The organism is Rhodococcus sp. PBTS 1 (assembly GCF_001620025.1).
In the GTDB taxonomy this organism is placed as follows: Bacteria; Actinomycetota; Actinomycetes; order Mycobacteriales; family Mycobacteriaceae; genus Rhodococcoides; species Rhodococcoides kroppenstedtii.
Map to the genome: position 1 here is coordinate 173,762 of NZ_CP015219.1, position 19,459 is coordinate 193,220.

At 70.5% G+C, this 19,459-nt stretch carries 19 protein-coding genes; 7 read left to right on the top strand and 12 right to left on the bottom strand.

What is annotated here, in order from left to right:
* Window positions 1-4 precede the first annotated feature (4 nt).
* The 10 genes from A3Q40_RS00825 to A3Q40_RS00870 form a co-directional block, all read right to left on the bottom strand.
* Window positions 5-1,900, bottom strand: coding sequence for a glycoside hydrolase family 15 protein (locus tag A3Q40_RS00825; protein WP_235606385.1), 1,896 nt, complete (start codon window positions 1,898-1,900; stop codon window positions 5-7).
* Window positions 1,897-2,445 (bottom strand): Na+/H+ antiporter subunit E, encoded by a 549-nt coding sequence (locus tag A3Q40_RS00830; RefSeq protein WP_068099389.1) that lies wholly within the window; start codon window positions 2,443-2,445, stop codon window positions 1,897-1,899. Before A3Q40_RS00830 ends, A3Q40_RS00825 begins: the two co-directional genes overlap by 4 nt.
* Window positions 2,442-4,220 carry a proton-conducting transporter transmembrane domain-containing protein gene (locus A3Q40_RS00835; protein WP_201132912.1) on the bottom strand — a complete coding sequence of 593 codons (1,779 nt, stop codon included), beginning with the start codon at window positions 4,218-4,220 and terminating at the stop codon, window positions 2,442-2,444. The genes A3Q40_RS00830 and A3Q40_RS00835 overlap by 4 nt, the downstream gene beginning before the upstream one ends.
* The gene (locus A3Q40_RS00840) at window positions 4,217-5,734 is read right to left on the bottom strand and encodes a complex I subunit 5 family protein (protein WP_157889454.1); all 1,518 of its coding nucleotides are present in this window, start codon (window positions 5,732-5,734) and stop codon (window positions 4,217-4,219) included. The genes A3Q40_RS00835 and A3Q40_RS00840 overlap by 4 nt, the downstream gene beginning before the upstream one ends.
* Window positions 5,701-7,182, bottom strand: a complete 1,482-nt coding sequence (locus A3Q40_RS00845) for a complex I subunit 5 family protein (protein ID WP_068099390.1) — start codon at window positions 7,180-7,182, stop codon at window positions 5,701-5,703. The genes A3Q40_RS00840 and A3Q40_RS00845 overlap by 34 nt, the downstream gene beginning before the upstream one ends.
* Window positions 7,179-7,472, bottom strand: coding sequence for an NADH-quinone oxidoreductase subunit K (locus A3Q40_RS00850; RefSeq protein ID WP_068099391.1), 294 nt, complete (start codon window positions 7,470-7,472; stop codon window positions 7,179-7,181). The genes A3Q40_RS00845 and A3Q40_RS00850 overlap by 4 nt, the downstream gene beginning before the upstream one ends.
* The gene (gene mbhE / locus A3Q40_RS00855; protein ID WP_068099392.1) at window positions 7,469-8,386 is read right to left on the bottom strand and encodes a hydrogen gas-evolving membrane-bound hydrogenase subunit E; all 918 of its coding nucleotides are present in this window, start codon (window positions 8,384-8,386) and stop codon (window positions 7,469-7,471) included. The genes A3Q40_RS00850 and mbhE overlap by 4 nt, the downstream gene beginning before the upstream one ends.
* Window positions 8,383-8,673 (bottom strand): cation:proton antiporter, encoded by a 291-nt coding sequence (locus A3Q40_RS00860; protein ID WP_222675029.1) that lies wholly within the window; start codon window positions 8,671-8,673, stop codon window positions 8,383-8,385. Before A3Q40_RS00860 ends, mbhE begins: the two co-directional genes overlap by 4 nt.
* Window positions 8,670-8,897, bottom strand: a complete 228-nt coding sequence (locus A3Q40_RS00865; protein ID WP_235606386.1) for a hypothetical protein — start codon at window positions 8,895-8,897, stop codon at window positions 8,670-8,672. Before A3Q40_RS00865 ends, A3Q40_RS00860 begins: the two co-directional genes overlap by 4 nt.
* Window positions 8,898-9,137: 240 nt before the next feature.
* Window positions 9,138-9,740 (bottom strand): hypothetical protein, encoded by a 603-nt coding sequence (locus tag A3Q40_RS00870; protein WP_068099394.1) that lies wholly within the window; start codon window positions 9,738-9,740, stop codon window positions 9,138-9,140.
* A gap of 63 nt (window positions 9,741-9,803) precedes the next feature.
* On the opposite strand from A3Q40_RS00870, the gene A3Q40_RS00875 reads away from it, so the two are divergent.
* The 3 genes from A3Q40_RS00875 to ppk2 all read left to right on the top strand — a co-directional run bounded on the left by A3Q40_RS00875 (window position 9,804) and on the right by ppk2 (window position 12,584).
* Window positions 9,804-11,231 carry a glucose-6-phosphate dehydrogenase gene (locus tag A3Q40_RS00875; protein ID WP_068099395.1) on the top strand — a complete coding sequence of 476 codons (1,428 nt, stop codon included), beginning with the start codon at window positions 9,804-9,806 and terminating at the stop codon, window positions 11,229-11,231.
* Between the two features lie 183 nt (window positions 11,232-11,414).
* Complete coding sequence (locus A3Q40_RS20010; RefSeq protein WP_157889455.1) at window positions 11,415-11,570, top strand: hypothetical protein; 156 nt, start codon at window positions 11,415-11,417, stop codon at window positions 11,568-11,570.
* A 126-nt stretch (window positions 11,571-11,696) separates the two neighbouring features.
* On the top strand, window positions 11,697-12,584 hold the full coding sequence (gene ppk2 / locus A3Q40_RS00880) for a polyphosphate kinase 2 (RefSeq protein ID WP_068104814.1): 888 nt from the start codon (window positions 11,697-11,699) through the stop codon (window positions 12,582-12,584).
* Between the two features lie 19 nt (window positions 12,585-12,603).
* On the opposite strand, the gene A3Q40_RS00885 is transcribed toward ppk2, so the two are convergent.
* Window positions 12,604-14,679 carry a prolyl oligopeptidase family serine peptidase gene (locus A3Q40_RS00885; RefSeq protein ID WP_068099396.1) on the bottom strand — a complete coding sequence of 692 codons (2,076 nt, stop codon included), beginning with the start codon at window positions 14,677-14,679 and terminating at the stop codon, window positions 12,604-12,606.
* A gap of 145 nt (window positions 14,680-14,824) precedes the next feature.
* On the opposite strand from A3Q40_RS00885, the gene A3Q40_RS00890 reads away from it, so the two are divergent.
* Complete coding sequence (locus A3Q40_RS00890; protein WP_068099397.1) at window positions 14,825-15,526, top strand: hypothetical protein; 702 nt, start codon at window positions 14,825-14,827, stop codon at window positions 15,524-15,526.
* A 42-nt stretch (window positions 15,527-15,568) separates the two neighbouring features.
* Window positions 15,569-16,525 (top strand): dipeptidase, encoded by a 957-nt coding sequence (locus A3Q40_RS00895; protein WP_068099398.1) that lies wholly within the window; start codon window positions 15,569-15,571, stop codon window positions 16,523-16,525.
* 4 nt (window positions 16,526-16,529) lie between these two features.
* On the opposite strand, the gene A3Q40_RS00900 is transcribed toward A3Q40_RS00895, so the two are convergent.
* Window positions 16,530-16,979, bottom strand: a complete 450-nt coding sequence (locus A3Q40_RS00900) for a nitroreductase/quinone reductase family protein (RefSeq protein WP_068099399.1) — start codon at window positions 16,977-16,979, stop codon at window positions 16,530-16,532.
* A gap of 101 nt (window positions 16,980-17,080) precedes the next feature.
* Here A3Q40_RS00900 and A3Q40_RS00905 point away from each other — a divergent pair, with 101 nt between their 5' ends.
* Window positions 17,081-17,929 (top strand): aldo/keto reductase, encoded by an 849-nt coding sequence (locus A3Q40_RS00905; protein WP_068099400.1) that lies wholly within the window; start codon window positions 17,081-17,083, stop codon window positions 17,927-17,929.
* A gap of 87 nt (window positions 17,930-18,016) precedes the next feature.
* Window positions 18,017-19,420, top strand: coding sequence for a dihydrolipoyl dehydrogenase (lpdA, locus tag A3Q40_RS00910; RefSeq protein ID WP_068099401.1), 1,404 nt, complete (start codon window positions 18,017-18,019; stop codon window positions 19,418-19,420).
* The last annotated feature ends 39 nt before the right edge of the window (window positions 19,421-19,459 follow it).

Consider the following 19,459-nt stretch of genomic DNA (forward strand, 5'->3'; position numbering starts at 1 on the left):
CATTCTAGTGCGCCCGGCCGGACGCCTTCCGCCGTGCCTCGGCCAACCGGTGGCCACTGGCGATGATCCCGATGTGGCTGAAGGCCTGCGGGAAGTTGCCCAGGAAGGACCCGTCGGTGGGATCGATCTCCTCGCTCAGGAGACCGAGATGATTGGCCCGCGCGCACAGCGAGTCGTACAGCTCCTCCGCCTCGTCGAGGCGGCCCTGTCCGGTGAGGTTGTCGACGAGCCAGAAGGAGCACAGCAGGAACGCGCCCTCCTTGCCCGGCAGGCCGTCGGACGATTCCTCGTGCAGGTAGCGATAGAGCAGACCGTCCCCCGCGTCGAGCCGGCGGCGGACCGCGTCGACGGTCGCCACCATGCGGGGATCGTCGAAGTCGACGATCCGGCGCAACGGCAGCGCCAGGAGCGACCCGTCGAGCCCGCCGCGTCCCTCCCCGTCCGTCGCGAGCTGTTCGGTGAACGTCTCCCCGTCCGGGTCGAACGCCCGCTCGAGCAGGGTCTCACGGATCTCCGATGCCGCCTGCCGCCAGCGGTCGAGATCGGCGTCCCGGCCGGCGATCTCGGCGATGCGGATCGCCCGGTCGACCGCGACGTGGCACAGGGCGACCGAGTACGTGAAGGGGCGTCCGGAGTCGCGGATCTCCCAGATGCCGTGATCCGGGACCGTCCAGTTCTCGATGGCCTGCTCGGTGAGCGAGGTGAGGATGCCCCACAGGTGATCGTCGATGGGCCCGCCTGCGCGCGCCCACTGGAAGGCGACGTCGAGAAGCTCGCCGTAGACGTCGTGCTGGGTCTGCCCGGCCGCGCCGTTGCCCCACCGCACCGGCGCGCTGCCGCGCCAGCCCCGCAGTCGTTCGTCGGAGGTCTCCTCGGGCGGCTGACCGCCGTCGAGGGCGTACATGATGGACGGTCCGCCGTCCCGGTCCGCACACGCCAGCGTCCAGGACAGGAACGCGTCCGCCTCGCTGGTGAGTCCGATGCGGCGGAGCGCGTAGGTGGAGAACGCGGCGTCGCGCACCCAGGTGTAGCGGTAGTCCCAGTTGCGCACGCCGCCCACGTGTTCCGGCAACGACGACGTGGCGGCGGCCATGATGCCGCCGGTGGTCGAGTGGTCCAACAGCTTGAGCGTCAGCGCGGACCGGCGCACCAGCTCCCGTTGCGGCCCTTCGTACGTGACGTGCCGCATCCACCGTCGCCACGCGGCGGCGGTCTGGTCGACGAGGGAGGACGGGTCCAGCACCGTCCGCAGTCGGGTGTCGCCGGACCAGTGCAGGGACACCACGACGATCTCGCCCGCGTGCCGTCGCACGGTGGTGCCGAGACCACCGTCGTCGTCCGTCTCGAGGTCCACGGAGCACAGCACGCGCAGCGGAAGATCCGGATGCGACTCGGTGTTCACGGCCCACCCGCCGGCGTCGGGCCGGTAGCGAGTCGATGCGGTGGGCTGCAACCGAATTCGCAGGTCGACGACGCCCGAGGTCACGCGTGCGACGCGCAGCAGTTCGCCGCGGGAGGCCGAGGCCAGCTCGGTGAGGTCGGCCCCCGACCGCAACGTCATCGCGTCGGTGACCTCCACGGTGCCCTCCGGCCCGACCAGGGTGGTGACGAGCACGCCGGTGTCCTCGAGGTACCGCTGCCCGCCCTCGACCAGTCCCACCGGGTCCACGTCGAAGGATCCACCGCGCTCGGCGTCGAGGAGGCGCGCGAAGAGCGGCGGACCGTCGAAGCGCGGCAGGCACATCCACGGAACGGTGCCGTCGCGGGCCACCAGGGCGCAGCTCTGCCCGTCGCCGATCAGGCCGTGGTCCTCGATGGGCAGGTGGCCCTGCTCGGGGGCGAACGGTGCGGTGGGCGGGGAGCCGAACGGGGCGGTGGGCGGGGAGCCGAACACGGTCACGGTGTGGCCTTTCCGGTGGGTGTCTCGGGTGGGTCGGTCGGCTCGTGTGGGTCGAACTGCTCAGGTGGGTCGAACAGCACGACGAGCAGTGCGTCGAGGTCCGCGAGTTGCTCGCGGACGGGCATGTCGCGGTGGAGCACGTGGACGTCCAGCCCGGTCGAGGTGAGATCGACCGACAGCGAACCCGGTGTGAGAGAACCGAGGTCGGCGAGCAGGACGCGGCCGAGCGGGGACGCGACGCGGACGGGGACGTGATCGTCGACGGGATCGATGTCGAGACGGCGGCCCAGTACTCGGCGGCCCACGTCGAGTCCGCCGGTGACGGAATGGACCAGAAACCAGCGCAGCACGCCGACGCCGGCGCGCAGCCGTGCGGGCCAGGGGTGGCGGTCCCGCCGCGTCGGGCGGGTGAGCGCGAGGGACACCGCGGTGGCCACCACGACGACGGGAACGCCGTAGTACCAGAGTCCGTCGCCCTGCGTCATCAGCCACCAGACGAGCGCGAGCACGCTGCCGCGCAGGAGGAGTGCTCGGATCGCGGTCACGCGATCACCACCAGCAGGACGGCCAGCGCGGCGACGGTGACGACGGCCGCGCCGGAGATCGCCCACCGCGACAGTCCCCGTTCGGCGTCGTCGACCACCGTGCTGCGCCGGAGCGGACCGACCGCGTCGACGAGGCGGGCGCCGACGGCGGCAGAGCGGCCCGCCCCCACGGTGACCAGCGCTCGGGCGGCGCGGCCGGCGATGCGTTCCTCGGGGACGGCGAGGTCCCCGGCGGGAATCAGGCTGCCATCGGGGTGAGCGAGCCTCGGCGGCAGGAACTCTCGTTCCGCGAGGATGCCGACGACGGCCGCGATCACCAGTCCGATCAGGATGGGCCACGTGGCGTCCCACAGGGTCACGAGGTCGAGGCCGGGCACGGTGACCACGTCGGACCACCTGTCGGCGAGGGCCCAGGTGGCCACCGTGCCGGCCACGGTGAGCAGACACCAGGAGACGAGTGAGACGTCGACTCGGCGGGCGGGTCCGGTCCGGCCGCGCAGCAGGACCCAACCCGCACGGGCGAGCAGCAGGGTGGACACGGTGCCGACCCAGGGCAGCAGATCGACCAGTTCCACGCCGCCGAGCGAGGCCGGGGCGACGGCCTCCTTGGCGGCGTACTTGGCCACCGAGCCGGATCCGAACGGGGCGCCCGCGACGGCCAGTGCCAGCACGGCCAGGACCGCCAGGACGAGCGGTCGGGCGCGACCGGCGCCGTGCCGCTGCCAGACCGAGACCCCGAGGAACAGGCCACCTTTCGCGACGCCGTGATGCACCGCGTAGACGACGGCGGCCAGGGCGCAGACGTCGGCCAGCTCGGGCTGGGTGAGGGCGATGCCCACCAGTACCGCGAGGAACCCCATCTGCGAGATGGTGCTGTAGGCGAGCGGGACCTTGGGGTCGGCGTGCAGCACCCCGAGGGGGAGCGCGGCGAACGCGCCGACCAGTGCGAGGACCACCAGCGTCGTGCCCCACCCGGGAAGCGCGACTTCGCCCAGCGGCAGGAACGTCAGCCAGCCGAACAGTCCGGCTTTCACCATCGCCCCGCTCAGCACGGCGCTCGCCGGTGGCGGCGCCGCGGGGTGCGCCAGCGGGAGCCAGACGTGGAGGGGGACGGTGCCTGCCTTGATCCCGAAGCCGATCAGCAGCAAGGCGAGGATCGCCGGCCGGTGCTCGGACGCGGCGACGGCGGCCGGGGCGTCGACCACCTCGCGGCCCCCGGCGTTCACCACGAGCACCAGTCCGCACAGCACGGCGAGCTCCGAGAGCATCGTCAGCGCCAGGTAGACGCGGCCGGCTCGGCGCGCGGACTCGCTGCGGGTGTGGACGACGCAGCCGAACGCCGCGACCGACATCAGCGCGAAGGACAGATAGAAGGTCACGGTGTCGGCGGCGACGAAGACGCCCGCGTTGCCGACGAACGCGACCAGCAGGAAGCCGGTGAGCAGATGCCGTCGATCGGGTCCCCCGGCCGCGACCGCCGCCAGGGCGCCGGCGTAGAGCACCACGGCCAGCAGCAGCAGCGGCCGACCGAGCGGCGTCACGGTCAGCGAGGTGCCGAGCAGCAGCCACGGCACGTCCACCGACCCGGCGGACGGACCGAGCAGAGCGAGCAGCCCGGCGGGAGCGACGGCGATCGGCGCGACGGTGACCAGCGGCCGGCGCCGCCGGACGGGTGCGACCAGCAGCGCGAGCACCACCAGGGCCGGGAGGGAGACGGCGGCGATCCAGAGGACGGCAGCGAGAGTCGACACGGGGGTCACAGGCACGGAGGTCACAGGCCGTAGATCCCTTCCGTGATGATGCGCGCGAGGTTCAGCGGCGAGTAGATCCACCCCGCGACCAGGCCCACCACGACGGTGGCCACCGCGGTGACGGCCGCGGGAACCAGCAGGGTCGGCGGTGCTTCGATGCCCGTCACGCGCTCGTGCTCGCCGGTCTTCCACCACAGGCGGTAGACGATCGGGAAGAAGTAGGCGGCGTTGAGCAGACTGGACGTGACCAGGACGCCCAACACCCAGGGTTGCCCGGCCTCGACCGACCCGACGGCCAGGTACCACTTGGACAGGAACCCGGCCATCGGCGGAATCCCGATCATGCCCACCGCCGCGACGGTGAAGGCGGCGCTGGTGACCGGCATGCGACGGCCGACGCCGTCGAGCTCGGAGATGCGGGTGATGCCGAGGACCACCGCGAACAGGCCCGCGCAGAAGAACATGGTGATCTTCATCAGGCCCTGATTGACGATGTGCGCGATGCCGCCGGTGGTCGCCGTCGCCGAGACGATCGCGACGCCGAGCGTCACGTACGCGACCTGACTCACCGTCGAGTAGGCCAGCCGGGCCTTGATGCCGTCCTGCCGCAGCGCCATCACCGAGCCGTAGACGATCGTCGCCGACGCGAGCACCGCCAGCGGCGTCAGGACACCCAGCCGCTCGGCCACCTCGACTCCGTAGGTGTAGTCGACGAGCAGCACGATGCCGAACACACCGGCCTTCACCACCGCGACGGCGTGGAGGAGAGCGCTGACCGGCGCCGGCGCCACCATCGCCCGCGGCAGCCACCCGTGGACCGGAATCAGGGCGGCCTTGACGGCCAGTCCGGCCACGATCAGCGCGAAGATCGCCGTGGCCGCGACGGGCTCCCGGGCGGCGAACTCCGTCATGGCGTCGCTGCCCCGGTCGGCGAAGTCGATCGAGCCCACGCGTTCGGTCAGCCACACCACCCCGATCAGCAGGGGAACCCCGCCGATCAGGGTGTGGATCAGGTACGTGCGGGCACCGGCGATCGCGGCGGCCGACCGCTCGTGCACCACCAGGGGGTAGGTCACCAGGGTCAACAGCTCGTAGAAGATCACGAAGGTGACGGGATTGCCCGCCAACGCAATTCCCGTGGTGGCCACCACGCACAGGCTGAAGAACCCGAAGAACCGGCTCCGTCCGGGAGTGTCGCGGAAGTACCCGACGGCGTAGATCGTCGTCACCAACCACAGCACCGAGGACAGCGCCAGGAAGTAGAGAGCGAACGGCTCCACGCGGAGCACCAGGTCGACCCCGGGGACGAATTCGCTACGCCACTCGAAGCGCTCGCCGTCCACGGCGGCCGGGATCAAGGCGGCCACCAACGCCACCTTTGCCGCCGCCCCACCCAGGTTGAGCGTGGTGCGCCACCGCGTGGCGTCGTCGGGCAGCAGGAAGATGACCACCGCGGGAATCAACGACGTCGCCAGGACGGCGAACGGAATCAGCCCGGCGGACATCAGAAGACGCCCACCGTCGTCGTCGCGAGCCATCCGGCGGACGCGACACCGGCGATCCCCGCCGCGACGGCGGTGCCGAGCGTGGCGACGGTCATGCGGACGGGGACGGGCGTGTCGGTGTCGGTGTCCGTGCCGGCGCCGGTCTCGCGCTCGGCGAAGAACACCGCGAGGACCCGCACGGTGTAGGCCGCGGTGAGGAGTCCGCCGCCGAGCAGCGCGATCAGCCACCACCACTGACCGGACTCCAGCACGGCCGTCAGCAACTGCCACTTGCCCGAGAACGCCAGTGCGGGAGGAAGTCCGGCGAGCGCGACACCCGCGACGCCGAACGCGAGCACCGCACCGGGGTTCGTGACGACGGCGCCGCGCAGCGCGGTGATCTCGTCGGTCCCGCGGGCGTGCAGCAGGCATCCGGCCGCCATGAACATCGCCGACTTCGCCACCGCGTGCGCCGCCACCATGGCGACGGTGCCCTGGACGGCGAGCTCGGCGACGGCACGCGCCGCGTCGTCGGCCTCCGGCTGAAGGGCCGGAACCAGCAGGGGCAGAAGCAGAACGAAGTATCCGACCTGCGCCACGGTGGAGTAGGCGACGACGCGTTTGAGACGGGCCTGGCGCAACGCGGCGAGCGAGCCCCACAGCACGGCCACACTGCCCACCGCACCGACCAGGCCGGCGAGGGCCGTGGTGGCCGCGTCGGCCGGCAACGACGTCCACAGTCGGTACAGCACGAAGATCGAGGCCTTGATCACGACGGCGGACATGAGCGGACTCACCGCCGCGGGCGCGCCGGCATGGGCGGGCGGCAACCACGCGTGCAGCGGCACCAGCGCGGACTTCAGAGCCAGGCCGACGGTGGCGAGGATCAGGACGGTGGCGACGAGGGTGCCGTCGTCGGTCGGATCGCGCAGCGCGTCCTGCACCAGACGGAGGGAGAGGGTGCCGGTGCGCGCGTACAGGAGGGCGACGGCCAGCAGGAACCAGAGCGACCCGGCGACGGCCACCAGCAGGTACCGAAAGGCCGGGGCCGCAGCGCTTCTGCCGCCGAGGGCCACGCATCCGACGGCGGCGACGGTGACCAGTTCGAGAGCGACGTAGGTGTTGAACAGGTCCGCCGCGACGTAGACCGCGTTGAGCCCCGCCCACAGCGCCTGGGACAGCGCCCAGAAGAACGGTGTGCCGCGGGCGGCGGACGACCCCGAGGCGAAGACGGTCACCACCAGCACGACGACGGCGGTGACGAGGACGAACGCCGCCGAGAGACCGTCCGCGCGCAGGGCGATGCCGACGGGCTCGGCCCACCCACCGAGCTCGACGACGACGGGGCCGTCGGTGGAGACCTGCAGGGTCAGCGCCACCGCTGCGATCACGCCGGCGAGCGCGGTCACCCCGGCGGCGACCGCGCCGAGGCGGGGGACCACGGCGACGAGCGTCGCGACGAGGGCGGGGACCACGACGAGGGCGGGGAGCAGGGACGTCACGGCGCGCTCCCGTCGTCGTCGCTGCCACCGTCGTCGAACCGACGGACGAGCACCAGCCCGAGGCCCGTGACGGACACGGCGATGACGATGCCGGTGAGGACCAGCGCGTGCAGCACGGGATCCGGCGGATCGGTGCGTGCCGCGAGGGCGATCAGCACCAGGAAGACCCCGGCGCCCGCGATGTTGAGGGCCACCAGTCGGGTGACGGTGTCCCGCACGAACAGCAGGCGCACCGAGCCCAGCGCGAACACCAGGAGGCCGAGCGCGACGAACCACTCCGGGCGCGTCATGCTCGCGTGCTTCCGGCCAGCGCGAGGACAGCCAGGCAGACGCCGATGGACACCGCGAGCACCGCCTCGAGAGCGACCACCGCCGTCCCTCCCCAGGGATTCTCGAGGGTGAGCCAGCCGGTGGTGAGGGCGGTTGCCAGGGCCACCACGAGGAACACGGCGGACCCGACGGCCAGCAGCAGGCGTGTGGTCCGCGCCGAGGGAAGGCGGACCGTCCCGGTGAGCACCGTCAGCAGCACGATACCGGTGACGACGGCGCCGGACTGGAACGCGCCGCCCGGTCGGTCGCTGCCGGCGACCAGCAGCCAGGCCGCGAGGACGACGAGCACCGGAGTGAGAACGGCCACCGCCACGGTGAGGACGGGGCGTCGATCGACGGGCACGGCCAGCGCGGGCGCCGCGTCGCGCAGGGTGGACACGGCGGCCAGGGCGGCGACGGCGAGAACGACGATCTCGAGCATGGTGTCGTAGGTACGGAAGTCCAGCAGCACCGCGGTGACCGGGTGTGCGACGACGCTCTCCGGCAGGGCCCCGGTGGCCGCGTCGCCCGTGAGTGCCGGCGCAGCCGACCGCATCGCACCCGTGGCGACGGCGGTGAGGGCAACGCCGATGCCCACCGCCAGAGCGCCTTCCGCGACGTCGACGGCGCGGTGGGATCGGGGCACCGGCGTCGCCCTGCGGGTGCGTCCCGCGACGACCGTCGCCATCAGCGCGCCCGTCACACCGGCGGCGAGCGCGGCTTCCGCCAGGGCGACGTCGGGAGCTCCCAGGCGAGCCCAGAGCGCGGTGAGCAGAACGCCGAACCCCAGGAACACGGTGACGGACGCGGCGCGGTCCCGGTGCCAGAGCGCGACGACGGCTGTGACCAGCACGCCCGCCGCCAGAAGCGCGTCGAGGACGACGGTCGGGCTCATCGGTCCTCCGTCCGATCGGAGGCCAGCAGTGCCGCCGTCGTCGCGGACGCGCCGAGGGCGAGGATCCACACCGCCACCATGAGGAGCGCCGACGCGACCGATCCGCTGACCAGCGCGAGTCCGAGCACCACCAGGCCCAGGCCGAGGTTGTCCGCCTTGGTCAACGCGTGCAGTCGACTTCGCCTGTCCGGCAAACGAATCAGACCGACGGTCCCCACCGTGAAGAACGCGACCCCGACGGTGACGAACATCGCCGCGACGACGTCGAGAACCACACTCACGCTCACGGTCGGCCCCGTTCGTGCACCACCAGGGACACCACGATCACCGGCGCCAGCGCCACGGCCACGGCGGCGACCACCCGCAGCGCCGGCTCGTCGACGGTGTGGGCGAGCACCAGCAGCACCGCTGTTCCGGTGGTGGACAGCAGGATCAGACCGGCGATGCGATCACGGACGTCGGGGCCGCGGGACACCCGAAGCACACCGACCAGAAGGTTCGCCGCGAGCACGACGGCCGCGACGGTCAGGAACGTCTCCAGGGCGTCTCCTCGGTCGGGCAGCGGACGGAATGCACACCGTATTCGATGCGGGTCCGAAAAGGGACGGACACGACATCGGGTCGACGGCGTGCGTCCGTCTCGGCGCCACGACCGGGCGTGGTTGCCCACAGGTCGCCCGTCCGGACGGGATCCCGTCGATACGGCCGAGTTGTGTGCACCCGCGCCCACTCCATCGGGCCCGGCGCGAGCTCAGCGCACCTCGACGGTGGTCCGCACGGCCGTCGAGGAGGGGGCTGCGGGCGTGGAGCCGAATCCGAAGCGCACCGGCGGTTCGACCCGGGTGAGACCGCCCAGGTCGTCCCCGCGCCAGGACGCGGACGCCGACACGATGCGGTGCTGGCCGCGCGCGCCGTAGAACTCGCGCCGCCCACCACCGGCGGTGCCCCGGGTGCGGACGCCGGACAGCAGGACGCGCGCGATCGGGTCGCTCAGGGTGCAGAACCACGGGGCGGTGACGACGGCGTCGGGCATCACGGCGAGCAACCGACCCAGCAGGGTGACCGATCCGACCGTGAACCCGAGTCGGAGGTCACCGGCCTCGACGCTCACCCGGTCGTCCACCCGCCGGTGGACGACGTCGACGATCTCGTGCCGATCGAACGTGTAGGTGGCGGTGACGAAGTCGCGGACCTCGGGGGACGGGGCGAGCAGCAGGCGCTCGCCGTCGGCGAACTCGACCATGACGTCGGTGAACTCGCCGAGCGGCGACGCCGTCCAGTGCCCCACCACGAGGCGGGTGCCGCTCTGGGTTCCGAAGCCCGAGATGTCCCCGTCGAAGACGTACCTGCTCACCGCAGTGAGCGTAACCACCCCACGGCAGGTTCGGTTTTCGACGGAACCGGGCATCCCCCGCGCATGGCTGACTCCGGTGCGACCACCCCGACCGTCTTCGTTCTCTTCGGCGCGACGGGTGACCTCGCCAAACGCATGGTGCTGCCCGCCTTCTACGAGCTCGCGCAGGAAGGTCTGCTACCGGACGACTGGGCCCTGATCGGCAACGGGCGCGGCCGGAAGACCGACGACGAGTTCCGCGCCCACGTGCGCGACGCCCTCGAAAAGTTCGGCCCCGGAGAGGGTGTCGAGACGATCGACGAGACGGTGTGGTCGGACTTCGCGGAGCGCGTGCGCTTCGCCGGCGGCGGCTTCTCCGTCGACGACGCGGGCGATCTGCCGTCGGTGGTCTCCGACGTGACGGACGAGCTCGGCGGAGACGTCCAGCTGGTTCATTACATCGCGTTGCCGCCGTCGACCTTCCTCGACTACACAGCGGCACTGGGGGAGCACGGACTGGCCGAGGGTGCTCGGGTGGTCTACGAGAAGCCGTTCGGCACGTCGCAGGAGAACTTCGAGAAATTGGATGCGGCGGTGCACGAGGTTCTCGACGAGAAGCAGGTGTATCGCATCGACCATTTCCTGGGCAAGGAGAACACCCAGAATCTGCACATTCTGCGATTCGCCAACGGCATGGTCGAGGGCATCTGGAATCGCGAGCACGTCGAGCAGGTCCAGATCGACGTGCCGGAAACCCTCGACATCGACGACCGCGCCGAGTTCTACGACGCCACCGGCGCCGTGCTGGACATGCTGGTGACCCACCTGTTCCAGGTGGCGGCCGAGGTGGCGATGGAGCCGCCGCCGAGCCTCGGCGCCGACGATCTGCAGACCGCGCGGGAATCGGTGATCGCCGCCTTCCGTCCGCTGGACCCGGAGGAGGTGGTGCTCGGTCAGTACCGCGGCTACACCGAGGTCGAGGGCATCGCGGACGACTCCACCACCGACACCTACGTCGCGGCGCGGCTGTGGGTGGACACCGACCGGTGGCGGGACGTGCCGTTCCTGCTCCGCACGGGAAAGATGTTGGGCACCAGCACACAACGCGTGTCGCTGGTGTTCCGCCGCCCCGACGGTCCGGTGAAGCACCTCCCCGAGGACGGCGCAGTGCTGTCGTTCGACCTCTCCGGTGACGGCCGCGTGGACATCGCGATGACCGTGAAGGAGCCGGGCCCCGGCGAGGATCTGGGCATCGGCCGCATGTCGCTCGACCTGTCCACGGTGTCCGACGCCGAACCGCTCTCGCCCTACTCGCGCCTCATCCTCGACGTGCTGGACGGCGACCGGTCGCTGTTCACCCGCCCCGACGGACTCGCCAAGGTGTGGGAGGTCGCCGCGCCTCTGCTGAACGCGCGCCCGGACGTCTCCCCGTACGAGCCGGGGTCGATGGGCCCGGACGAGGCGACGGCCCTCGCGACCCCGTGCGGATGGCTGGTCGACGAGACGAGTTGATCGACCGACCCGTTCGGCGCCGCGGAAACGGTGATTTCGACCGCCAGAAGGCGTGCACCGAGAATGGTGACTTTTCGGACGAAAGGGCGTTCGCGATGCGGCCGATCGTGATTGATTCGAAGGCGTTCACAGGTTGCCCGCATCCGGCGCGGTGATCGCCTCCGAGAAAGGAACGAACGGCAGATGGAATTCCTCGACACTCTTCTCGAGACCCTGTCCGGCGGATTCGACGCGATCTTCGAGAGCTTCTTCGACAGCATCGGCGACCTGTTCTCCGGCCTGCTCGACGGCGCCGACACCGGAAGCGGGAGCAGCAGCAGCGGCGGCGACCCGACCTGACCCGACGGGCGATCACGCCCCACGCGAGCCCCGCCTGACAGAGGCGGGGCTCGCGTCGTTCACACGGCCGTCACCGCGTCGTTCCCGGCGGCTCGTACCGTGCCGGGCGTGACCGATCCGTCGACGCTGCTCGCCCGCCCCGACGCCCCGTCCGCCCCGTCTGCCCCGTCCGCCTGGTCCGTTCGCGACGACGACGACGACGATCCCGTTCTGGTCGCGCCGGACGGCCGCGCCGTCGACACGTGGCGCGAGGGATATCCGTACGACCACCGCCTGCCCCGCCTCGAGTACGAGGGCACCAAGCGTCTGCTGCAGATCGAGCTGCTGAAGCTGCAGAACTGGATCAAGGACACCGGCGGCCGACACGTCATCGTCTTCGAGGGTCGCGACGCCGCCGGCAAGGGCGGCACCATCAAACGTTTCACCGAGCATCTCAATCCGCGTGGGTCGCGAGTGGTCGCGCTCGAGAAGCCCTCGGCCCGCGAATCGACCCAGTGGTACTTCCAGCGGTACGTCACGCATCTGCCCGCCGCCGGGGAACTCGTCCTGTTCGACCGCTCCTGGTACAACCGCGCCGGCGTCGAGCGCGTCATGGGCTTCTGCACGGACGAGGAGTACCGGCGCTTCCTCGTGCAGGTCCCGCTGTTCGAGCGCATGCTCGTCGACGACGGCATCCATCTGACCAAGTTCTGGTTCTCGGTGTCGCAGTCCGAGCAGCGCACGCGGTTCGCCATCCGACAGGTGGACCCGGTACGGCAGTGGAAGCTCTCCCCGATGGACCTCGCGTCGCTGGACAAGTGGGAGGCGTACACGCGGGCGAAGGAGGACATGTTCCGCCTGACCCACACCGACCACGCCCCGTGGATCACGGTGAAGAGCAACGACAAGAAGCGCGCCCGACTCGAATCGATGCGCTTCGTGCTCGACCGGTTCGACTACGCCAACAAGGACCACGAGGTGGTGGGTCGGCCGGACCCGTCGATCGTGGGCCCGGCCGATCCCGACGCGGATTGATCGCCCGACGCCCGACCGATCAGGTCAGCATTCGCCACAGGAAGGTGAAGGCGAGGGCCGAGGTGAAGGCGAGCTGCGCGTTGTCGGCGGCGCCGCCGTGGCCGCCCTCGATGTTCTCGTAGTACGAGACGTCGTGGCCGTACTCCTCGAGACGTGCGGCCATCTTGCGGGCGTGGCCGGGGTGGACCCGGTCGTCCCGCGTGGACGTGGTGACGAGCACCGGCGGATACGTCGGGCCGGACTCGCCGGGGCGCCGCACGTTCTGGTAAGGCGAGTACTCGGAGATGACTGCCCAGTCGTCGGGGTCGTCCGGATCGCCGTACTCCGCCATCCACGACGCGCCCGCGAGCAGCAGGTGATAGCGCTTCATGTCGAGCAGCGGAACCTGACACACGATGGCGCCGAACAACTCCGGGTACTTCGTCAGGGCGATGCCCATGAGCAGTCCGCCGTTGCTGCCGCCGCGTGCACCGAGGCGGTCCGCGGTGGTGATGCCGCGGTCGACGAGATCCCGGGCGACGGCCGCGAAGTCCTCGTGCACCTTGTGCCGACCGGCCACCCGGACGTCGGTGTGCCACGCCGGTCCGTACTCGCCGCCCCCGCGCAGGTTGGCGACGACGTACGTGCCACCGCGTTCGAGCCAGGCGGCGCCGACGATGCCGCTGTACGACGGCGTGAGCGACACCTCGAAGCCGCCGTACGCGTAGAGCAGCGTCGGCCCGGGTGCCGGCTCGGTCTCGCTCGGATCGTCGGTCCCGGCGTCCGGGCGCGCCCGGTGGACGACGAAGTACGGCACGCGGGTGCCGTCCTCGGACGTCGCGAAGAACTGGTCGACGGTGAGCCCGTCGGCGTCGAAGAAGGCGGGGGATCGCCGTAGCACCTCGCGCTGTCCCTGCACGGTCCCCCACACCAGAGTCGACGGCGTCACGTAGTTGCCCACGTCGAGGAAGAACTCGTCCCCACCGTCGTCGGGATCGGTGCCGACGATGCTCACCGACGCGTTCTCGGGCAGGCCGGTGAGGCGCTCGGTCTCGAGTCCGTCGTCGTTCAGCGTGACGACGACGACCGCGGACCGCACGTCCTCGAGCACGACGAGGAGCAGGTGGTTCTCGGTCCAGGCCACCTGGTGCAGCGAGGTGTGGGCGTCGGGTCGGAACACGGTGCGCACCCGACGGTCGCCGGCGATCCAGTCGTCGATGCGCGCGACGAGCAGCGTGCCGGCCGGGTGCAGGACGCCGTCGAGCGTCCATGCGGTGGTGATGCGGATGGTCAACCATTCGCGGTGGAGCGACACCGACGCGTCGGTGGGGGCGTCGATACGGATCGGTCGATCGTCGGGGCCGAGGACGGAGACCTCGCTGTCGAAGAACCCGGTCGCCCTCGAGACGACGGTGCGGGTGTGACCCTCGGTGGGGTCGAACCACACCGACACGGCGACGTCGGTGGGGTCGCCCTCGACCACCACGGGCGCGTCGTGCAGTGGCGTGCCGCGCCGCCACCGTTGCGCCCGGCGGGGATAGCCGGACGTGGTGAGGCTGCCGGGCCCGGTGTCCGTGCCGACGTAGACGGTGTCGGCGTCGATCCACCCGATGTCCGTCTTGGCCTCGGGAACGGTGAAACCGCCCTCGGAGGCGGGGACGAAAGCCCTTTTTTCCAGGTCGAATTCACGGATCACCGTGGCGTCCGCGCCGCCGCGGGAGAGCGCGATCAGGGCGCGGTCGAAGTCGGGCCGACGAACCTGCGCGCCGGACCACACCCAGTTCTCGTCCTCGTCGGCGGCCAGGGCGTCGAGATCGAGCACGACGTCCCACTCCGGATCGTCCGTGCGGTATCGCTCGAGGGTGGTCCGCCGCCAGAGCCCGCGGGGGTGGGCGGCGTCCTTCCAGAAGTTGTAGAGATGCTGCCCCCGGCGCCGGACGTACGGGATGCGCGCATCCGTGTCGAGAATGTCGCGCAGGCGCTGTTCGAGGCGGGCGAATTCCGCGTCGTCGGCGAACTCGGCGAGGGTCCGGCGGTTGCGAGAGGTCACGTGTTCGAGCGCATCGGCGCCGGTCACGTCCTCGAGCCAGAGGTAGGGGTCCGTCACCGGCCCCATTGTGCCCGGCTGTGGGCGGCCACACCCGACTGCGAGAACCGTCCGTTGATCGAACAATGGCAACAAAAACGGGGAAATGGTAGGTTTGAGCCACAGAACAGCCACGCCCGCCCTGTCACGGCCGGGCCGACCGGAGGTCAACCCCATGTCCGTGTCTCACGAGACGGCTCACGAGACGGCTCACGAAACGACGCGCGAGACAACGCGCGAGACGGCGCGTCCCCGGCCGTTCGGAACGACCGCTCGGGCCTCGTCCGTCGTACGCCAGTCATTCGAACCCCTGTCCGTCGAACCCTCGAGCGCGGGCACTCTGGTCTGCGTCGCCGCCGATCGCGCCGGGTCTCAGGCCGTTCAGGACGCCGTCCGCACCGTTCTGCCGGCCGCCACCGTGCGGGCGGTCACGGGTGCGAGCACCGTCGACGTGCTGGGCTTCGATCGGATCGTCGTGGTCGACGATCCCGGTGCGGACCGGCACTGGCGCGCCGCGGACATCGCTCGACTCGTCACGACTGCCGACGGTGTGGGCGTGGGCATGGTCGTCGGCACGCGGCGCGGCCGACGTGGCCTGCGCCTGCTCGCGGACCGGGTGGCGGCGTCGATCCTGCGGTCACCGGTGTCCGATCCCGGGTCCGGCCTGCGCATCTACTCCGGCGACGCGGTCCGGTCCACCGGCGCCACCACCGTGCCGGTCGGCGACCTGCGTGGCCGGCTCCGCTTGGCGCGGGAGATCCATGCCCGTCACTGGATGGTGCACGGCCTGGCCGTCACCACGGCGTCGACCTCGCGGCCGGCGGCGGCGGAACTCGTCCGCGCCGCGGTGGGAGTCGACCGGGAGCGCCACGGGTAGCGAGCGGGAGCGCTGTTCGGCGTCGTGACATGCTGACCCACCATGCGCCTGTGGGAACAGCACACCTGCCTGCCGCTCGACCCGGAGGCGGACATCACGCCCCTCACCCGGTACGGCACCGGCGCCTACCTGTCGGTCAACGTCGGTTACTCGCCGCAGGACCGGGCGGCGAGCACCGCGATGATCTCGGCGTGGACGGACCGTGCATCCCGCGATCCACGCTTTCGTCTGGTTCACACGGTGGACGACGTGGACCGCGCGTGGTCCGACGGTGTGCTCGGGCTGGCATTCGACCTCGAGGACTCGGCGCCGCTGGACGGTGATCTCGACAACGTCGCGTACTTCGTGGGCCTGGGCGTGCGGTCCCTGCTCCCGACCTACAACCACGAGAACGCCGCGGGCTGTGGGTGTCTCGACGCCGTCGACACCGGTCTCACCGCCCACGGACGCGACCTCGTGCGTGCGATGAACGCGGCCGGCATGGCCGCCGACGGCTCGCACTGCTCGCGTCGTAGCGGACTGGACATCGCCGCGATCACCGAGCGCCCCATGATCTACAGCCACTCGAATTTCGCTGCGCTGTGGGAACACCCGCGCAACATCACCGACGACCAGGCGCGCGCGTGCGCCGACACCGGCGGCGTCGTCGGCATCAACGGCGTCGGAATCTTCCTCGGTGTCAACGGGATCGACGACGGCGCCGCGCGGGTCGAGGCGATGGCGGACCACGTCGAGTACGGCGTGGAGCTCCTCGGCATCGACCACGTGGGCGTCGGGTCGGACTTCTCGTTCGACCACGAGGACTTCGTCGCCGAGGTGGCAGCGCACCCGGACGCCTTCGGGCCCGAGTACACCGCCTACGGTCCGCTGCAGTGGGTTCCGCCGGAGGACACCCGCACCCTGCCGAACGTTCTCCGCTCGCGAGGGTGGGACGACGCCGCGGTCGACGCCGTCGTCGCCGGTAATTTCCGGCGCGTCGCGGGCGAGATCTGGGTCTGACTCCTCAGGACACCGGCGTCAACCGGAAGATCGGGAATCGCCGACCCTCCGCCGTCGTCAGGTAGTCGAGGAAGCCGCTGGACGCCGCGGTGAACCGGTCCCACCGCTGCGTCCACGCCGACGGGTCGGACCCGTCGGCGTCGATCTCGGTGACGTCCACCTCCACCGTCCGCACCTCGTCCGTCCCGGGCGTCGCGCCGGGCACCTCCATCTCGATCCGCGGATGCGCGCGGAGGTTGTGCACCCACGCGGGATCCTTGGGCGAGCCCGCGGCCGACCCGACCACCAACCACGAGTCGTCCTCCCGCAGCGCGAACAGCGGGTTCAGCCGGACCTCGCCGCTGCGTGCGCCGATGGAGTGCAACACCACCAGGTTGTCCCCGAAGCCGGCGGTGGACACCCGGCCGCCGTTCTCCCGGAACTCGCCGATGATCTGTTCGTTGAAGTCGGTCATGCCGTCATCATCGCGCCCCGCGGCCGGTCGCGGGGCGTGATCACGGGGACTCCGGGGTACCCGAGCAGTACCGCAAGTCGAGACGAGGAGTTCCCACGATCATGAGTGCAGTTCCCACCGTGTCCCTGAACGACGGCCGCAGCATCCCCCAGCTGGGCTTCGGCGTGTTCCAGATCGAGCCCGAGAACACCGCCGACGCCGTGCGGACCGCCATCGAGGTCGGCTACCGGCACCTCGACACCGCCCAGATGTACGGCAACGAGGCCGAAACGGGGCAGGGTGTGCGCGATTCCGGCGTCGACCGCGACCAGGTGTGGATCACCAGCAAGCTGAACAACGGCTTCCACCGCCCCGACGACGCCCGCCGCTCCTTCGACGAGACCCTCGAGAAGCTCGGTACCGACTACGTCGACCTGTTCCTCATCCACTGGCCGCTGCCCACCCGCTACGACGGCGACTACGTCTCCACCTGGAAGGTGCTCGAAGAGTTCCAGCGTGACGGCCGGGCCCGCAGCATCGGCGTCTCCAACTTCCAGGTGCCCCACCTCGAGAAGCTTGCCGCGGAGACCGACACCGTGCCGGCCGTCAACCAGATCGAGGTGCACCCGTACTTCGGCAACGAGCAGGTGCGGGCCTACGGCTCGGAGCACGGCATCGCCACCGAGGCGTGGTCGCCCATCGCCCAGGGCAAGGTGCTGGACGATCCCGAACTCGAGCGCATCGCGAAGGACGTGGGCAAGTCCACCGCCCAGGTCACGCTGCGGTGGCACATCCAGCGCGGGGACATCGTCTTCCCCAAGTCCGTCACCCGCGAGCGCGTCGAGGCCAATTTCGACATCTTCGACTTCGAGCTCGACGACCGGCAGATCCAGGAGATCTCCGCGCTCGACAAGGGCGAGGACGGCCGCACGGGTCCCAACCCCGACACCTTCGACATGATCCCGGACTGAGCCGAGCGAGGAAACACTACGAACGAAAACCCCGCTGGTTGGACCGCGCCTCGTGTGTCGGAGGCAACGGGACTAAGGTGAGGCACCGTGACCTCACACTATGACGTCGTCGTCCTCGGAGCCGGTCCCGGTGGATACGTCGCTGCCATCCGCGCGGCGCAGCTGGGCCTGAAAACCGCCATCGTCGAGCAGAAGTACTGGGGCGGGGTGTGCCTCAACGTGGGATGCATCCCGTCCAAGGCTCTGCTCCGCAACGCCGAACTGGCGCACCTGTTCACCAAGGAGGCCAAGCAGTTCGGCATCTCCGGTGACGTGTCGTTCGACTTCGGCGCTGCCTACGATCGCAGCCGCAAGGTCGCGGAGGGCCGCGTCAAGGGCATCCACTTCCTGATGAAGAAGAACAAGATCGACCAGTTCGACGGGAAGGGCTCGTTCACCGACGCCAACACCATCTCCGTCGAGCTGAGCAAGGGCGGGACCGAGACGGTCACGTTCGACAACGCGATCATCTCCACCGGCAGCACCACCAAGCTGCTGCCGGGCACCTCCCTGAGCGAGAACGTCGTCACCTACGAAGAGCAGATCATGACCAAGGATCTGCCGGGGTCGATCCTCATCGTGGGTGCCGGCGCGATCGGCATGGAGTTCGGCTACGTCCTGAAGAACTACGGCGTGGACGTCACCATCGTCGAGTTCCTCGACCGTGCGCTCCCCAACGAGGACGAGGACGTCTCGAAGGAGATCGCCAAGCAGTACAAGAAGCTCGGCGTGAAGATCATGACCGGCGCCGCGGTGCAGAGCATCGACGACGACGGCAGCAAGGTCACCGTCGCAATCAAGAACAACAAGTCCGGCGAGACCGAGACGGTCACCGTGGACAAGGTCATGCAGTCCGTGGGCTTCGCTCCCCGCGTCGAGGGCTACGGCCTGGACAAGACCGGCGTCGAGCTCACCGACCGCGGCGCGATCGCCATCGACTCGGTCATGCGCACCAATGTCCCGCACATCTACGCGATCGGTGACGTCACCGCCAAGCTGCAGTTGGCGCACGTCGCCGAGGCGCAGGGCGTCGTCGCCGCCGAGACCATCGGTGGGGCCGAGACGCTGCCGATCGACGACTACCGCTTCATGCCGCGCGCGACGTTCTGCCAGCCGCAGGTGGCCAGCTTCGGTCTCACCGAGGCCCAGGCCAAGGACGCGGGCCACGACATCAAGGTCGCCACGTTCCCCATGACGGCCAACGGCAAGGCGCACGGCCTCGGCGATCCGACGGGCTTCGTCAAGCTCATCGCGGACACGCAGCACGGCGAGCTGCTCGGCGGCCACCTCATCGGCCCCGACGTCTCCGAGCTGCTGCCCGAGCTCACGCTCGCGCAGAAGTGGGATCTGACCGCCACCGAGCTGGCCCGCAACGTCCACACGCACCCGACGCTCAGCGAAGCCCTGCAGGAGGCCATCCACGGTCTCGCCGGGCACATGATCAACTTCTGATCGTCCGACGTGAACACCCCGGCCGCTCGCGAGCGGCCG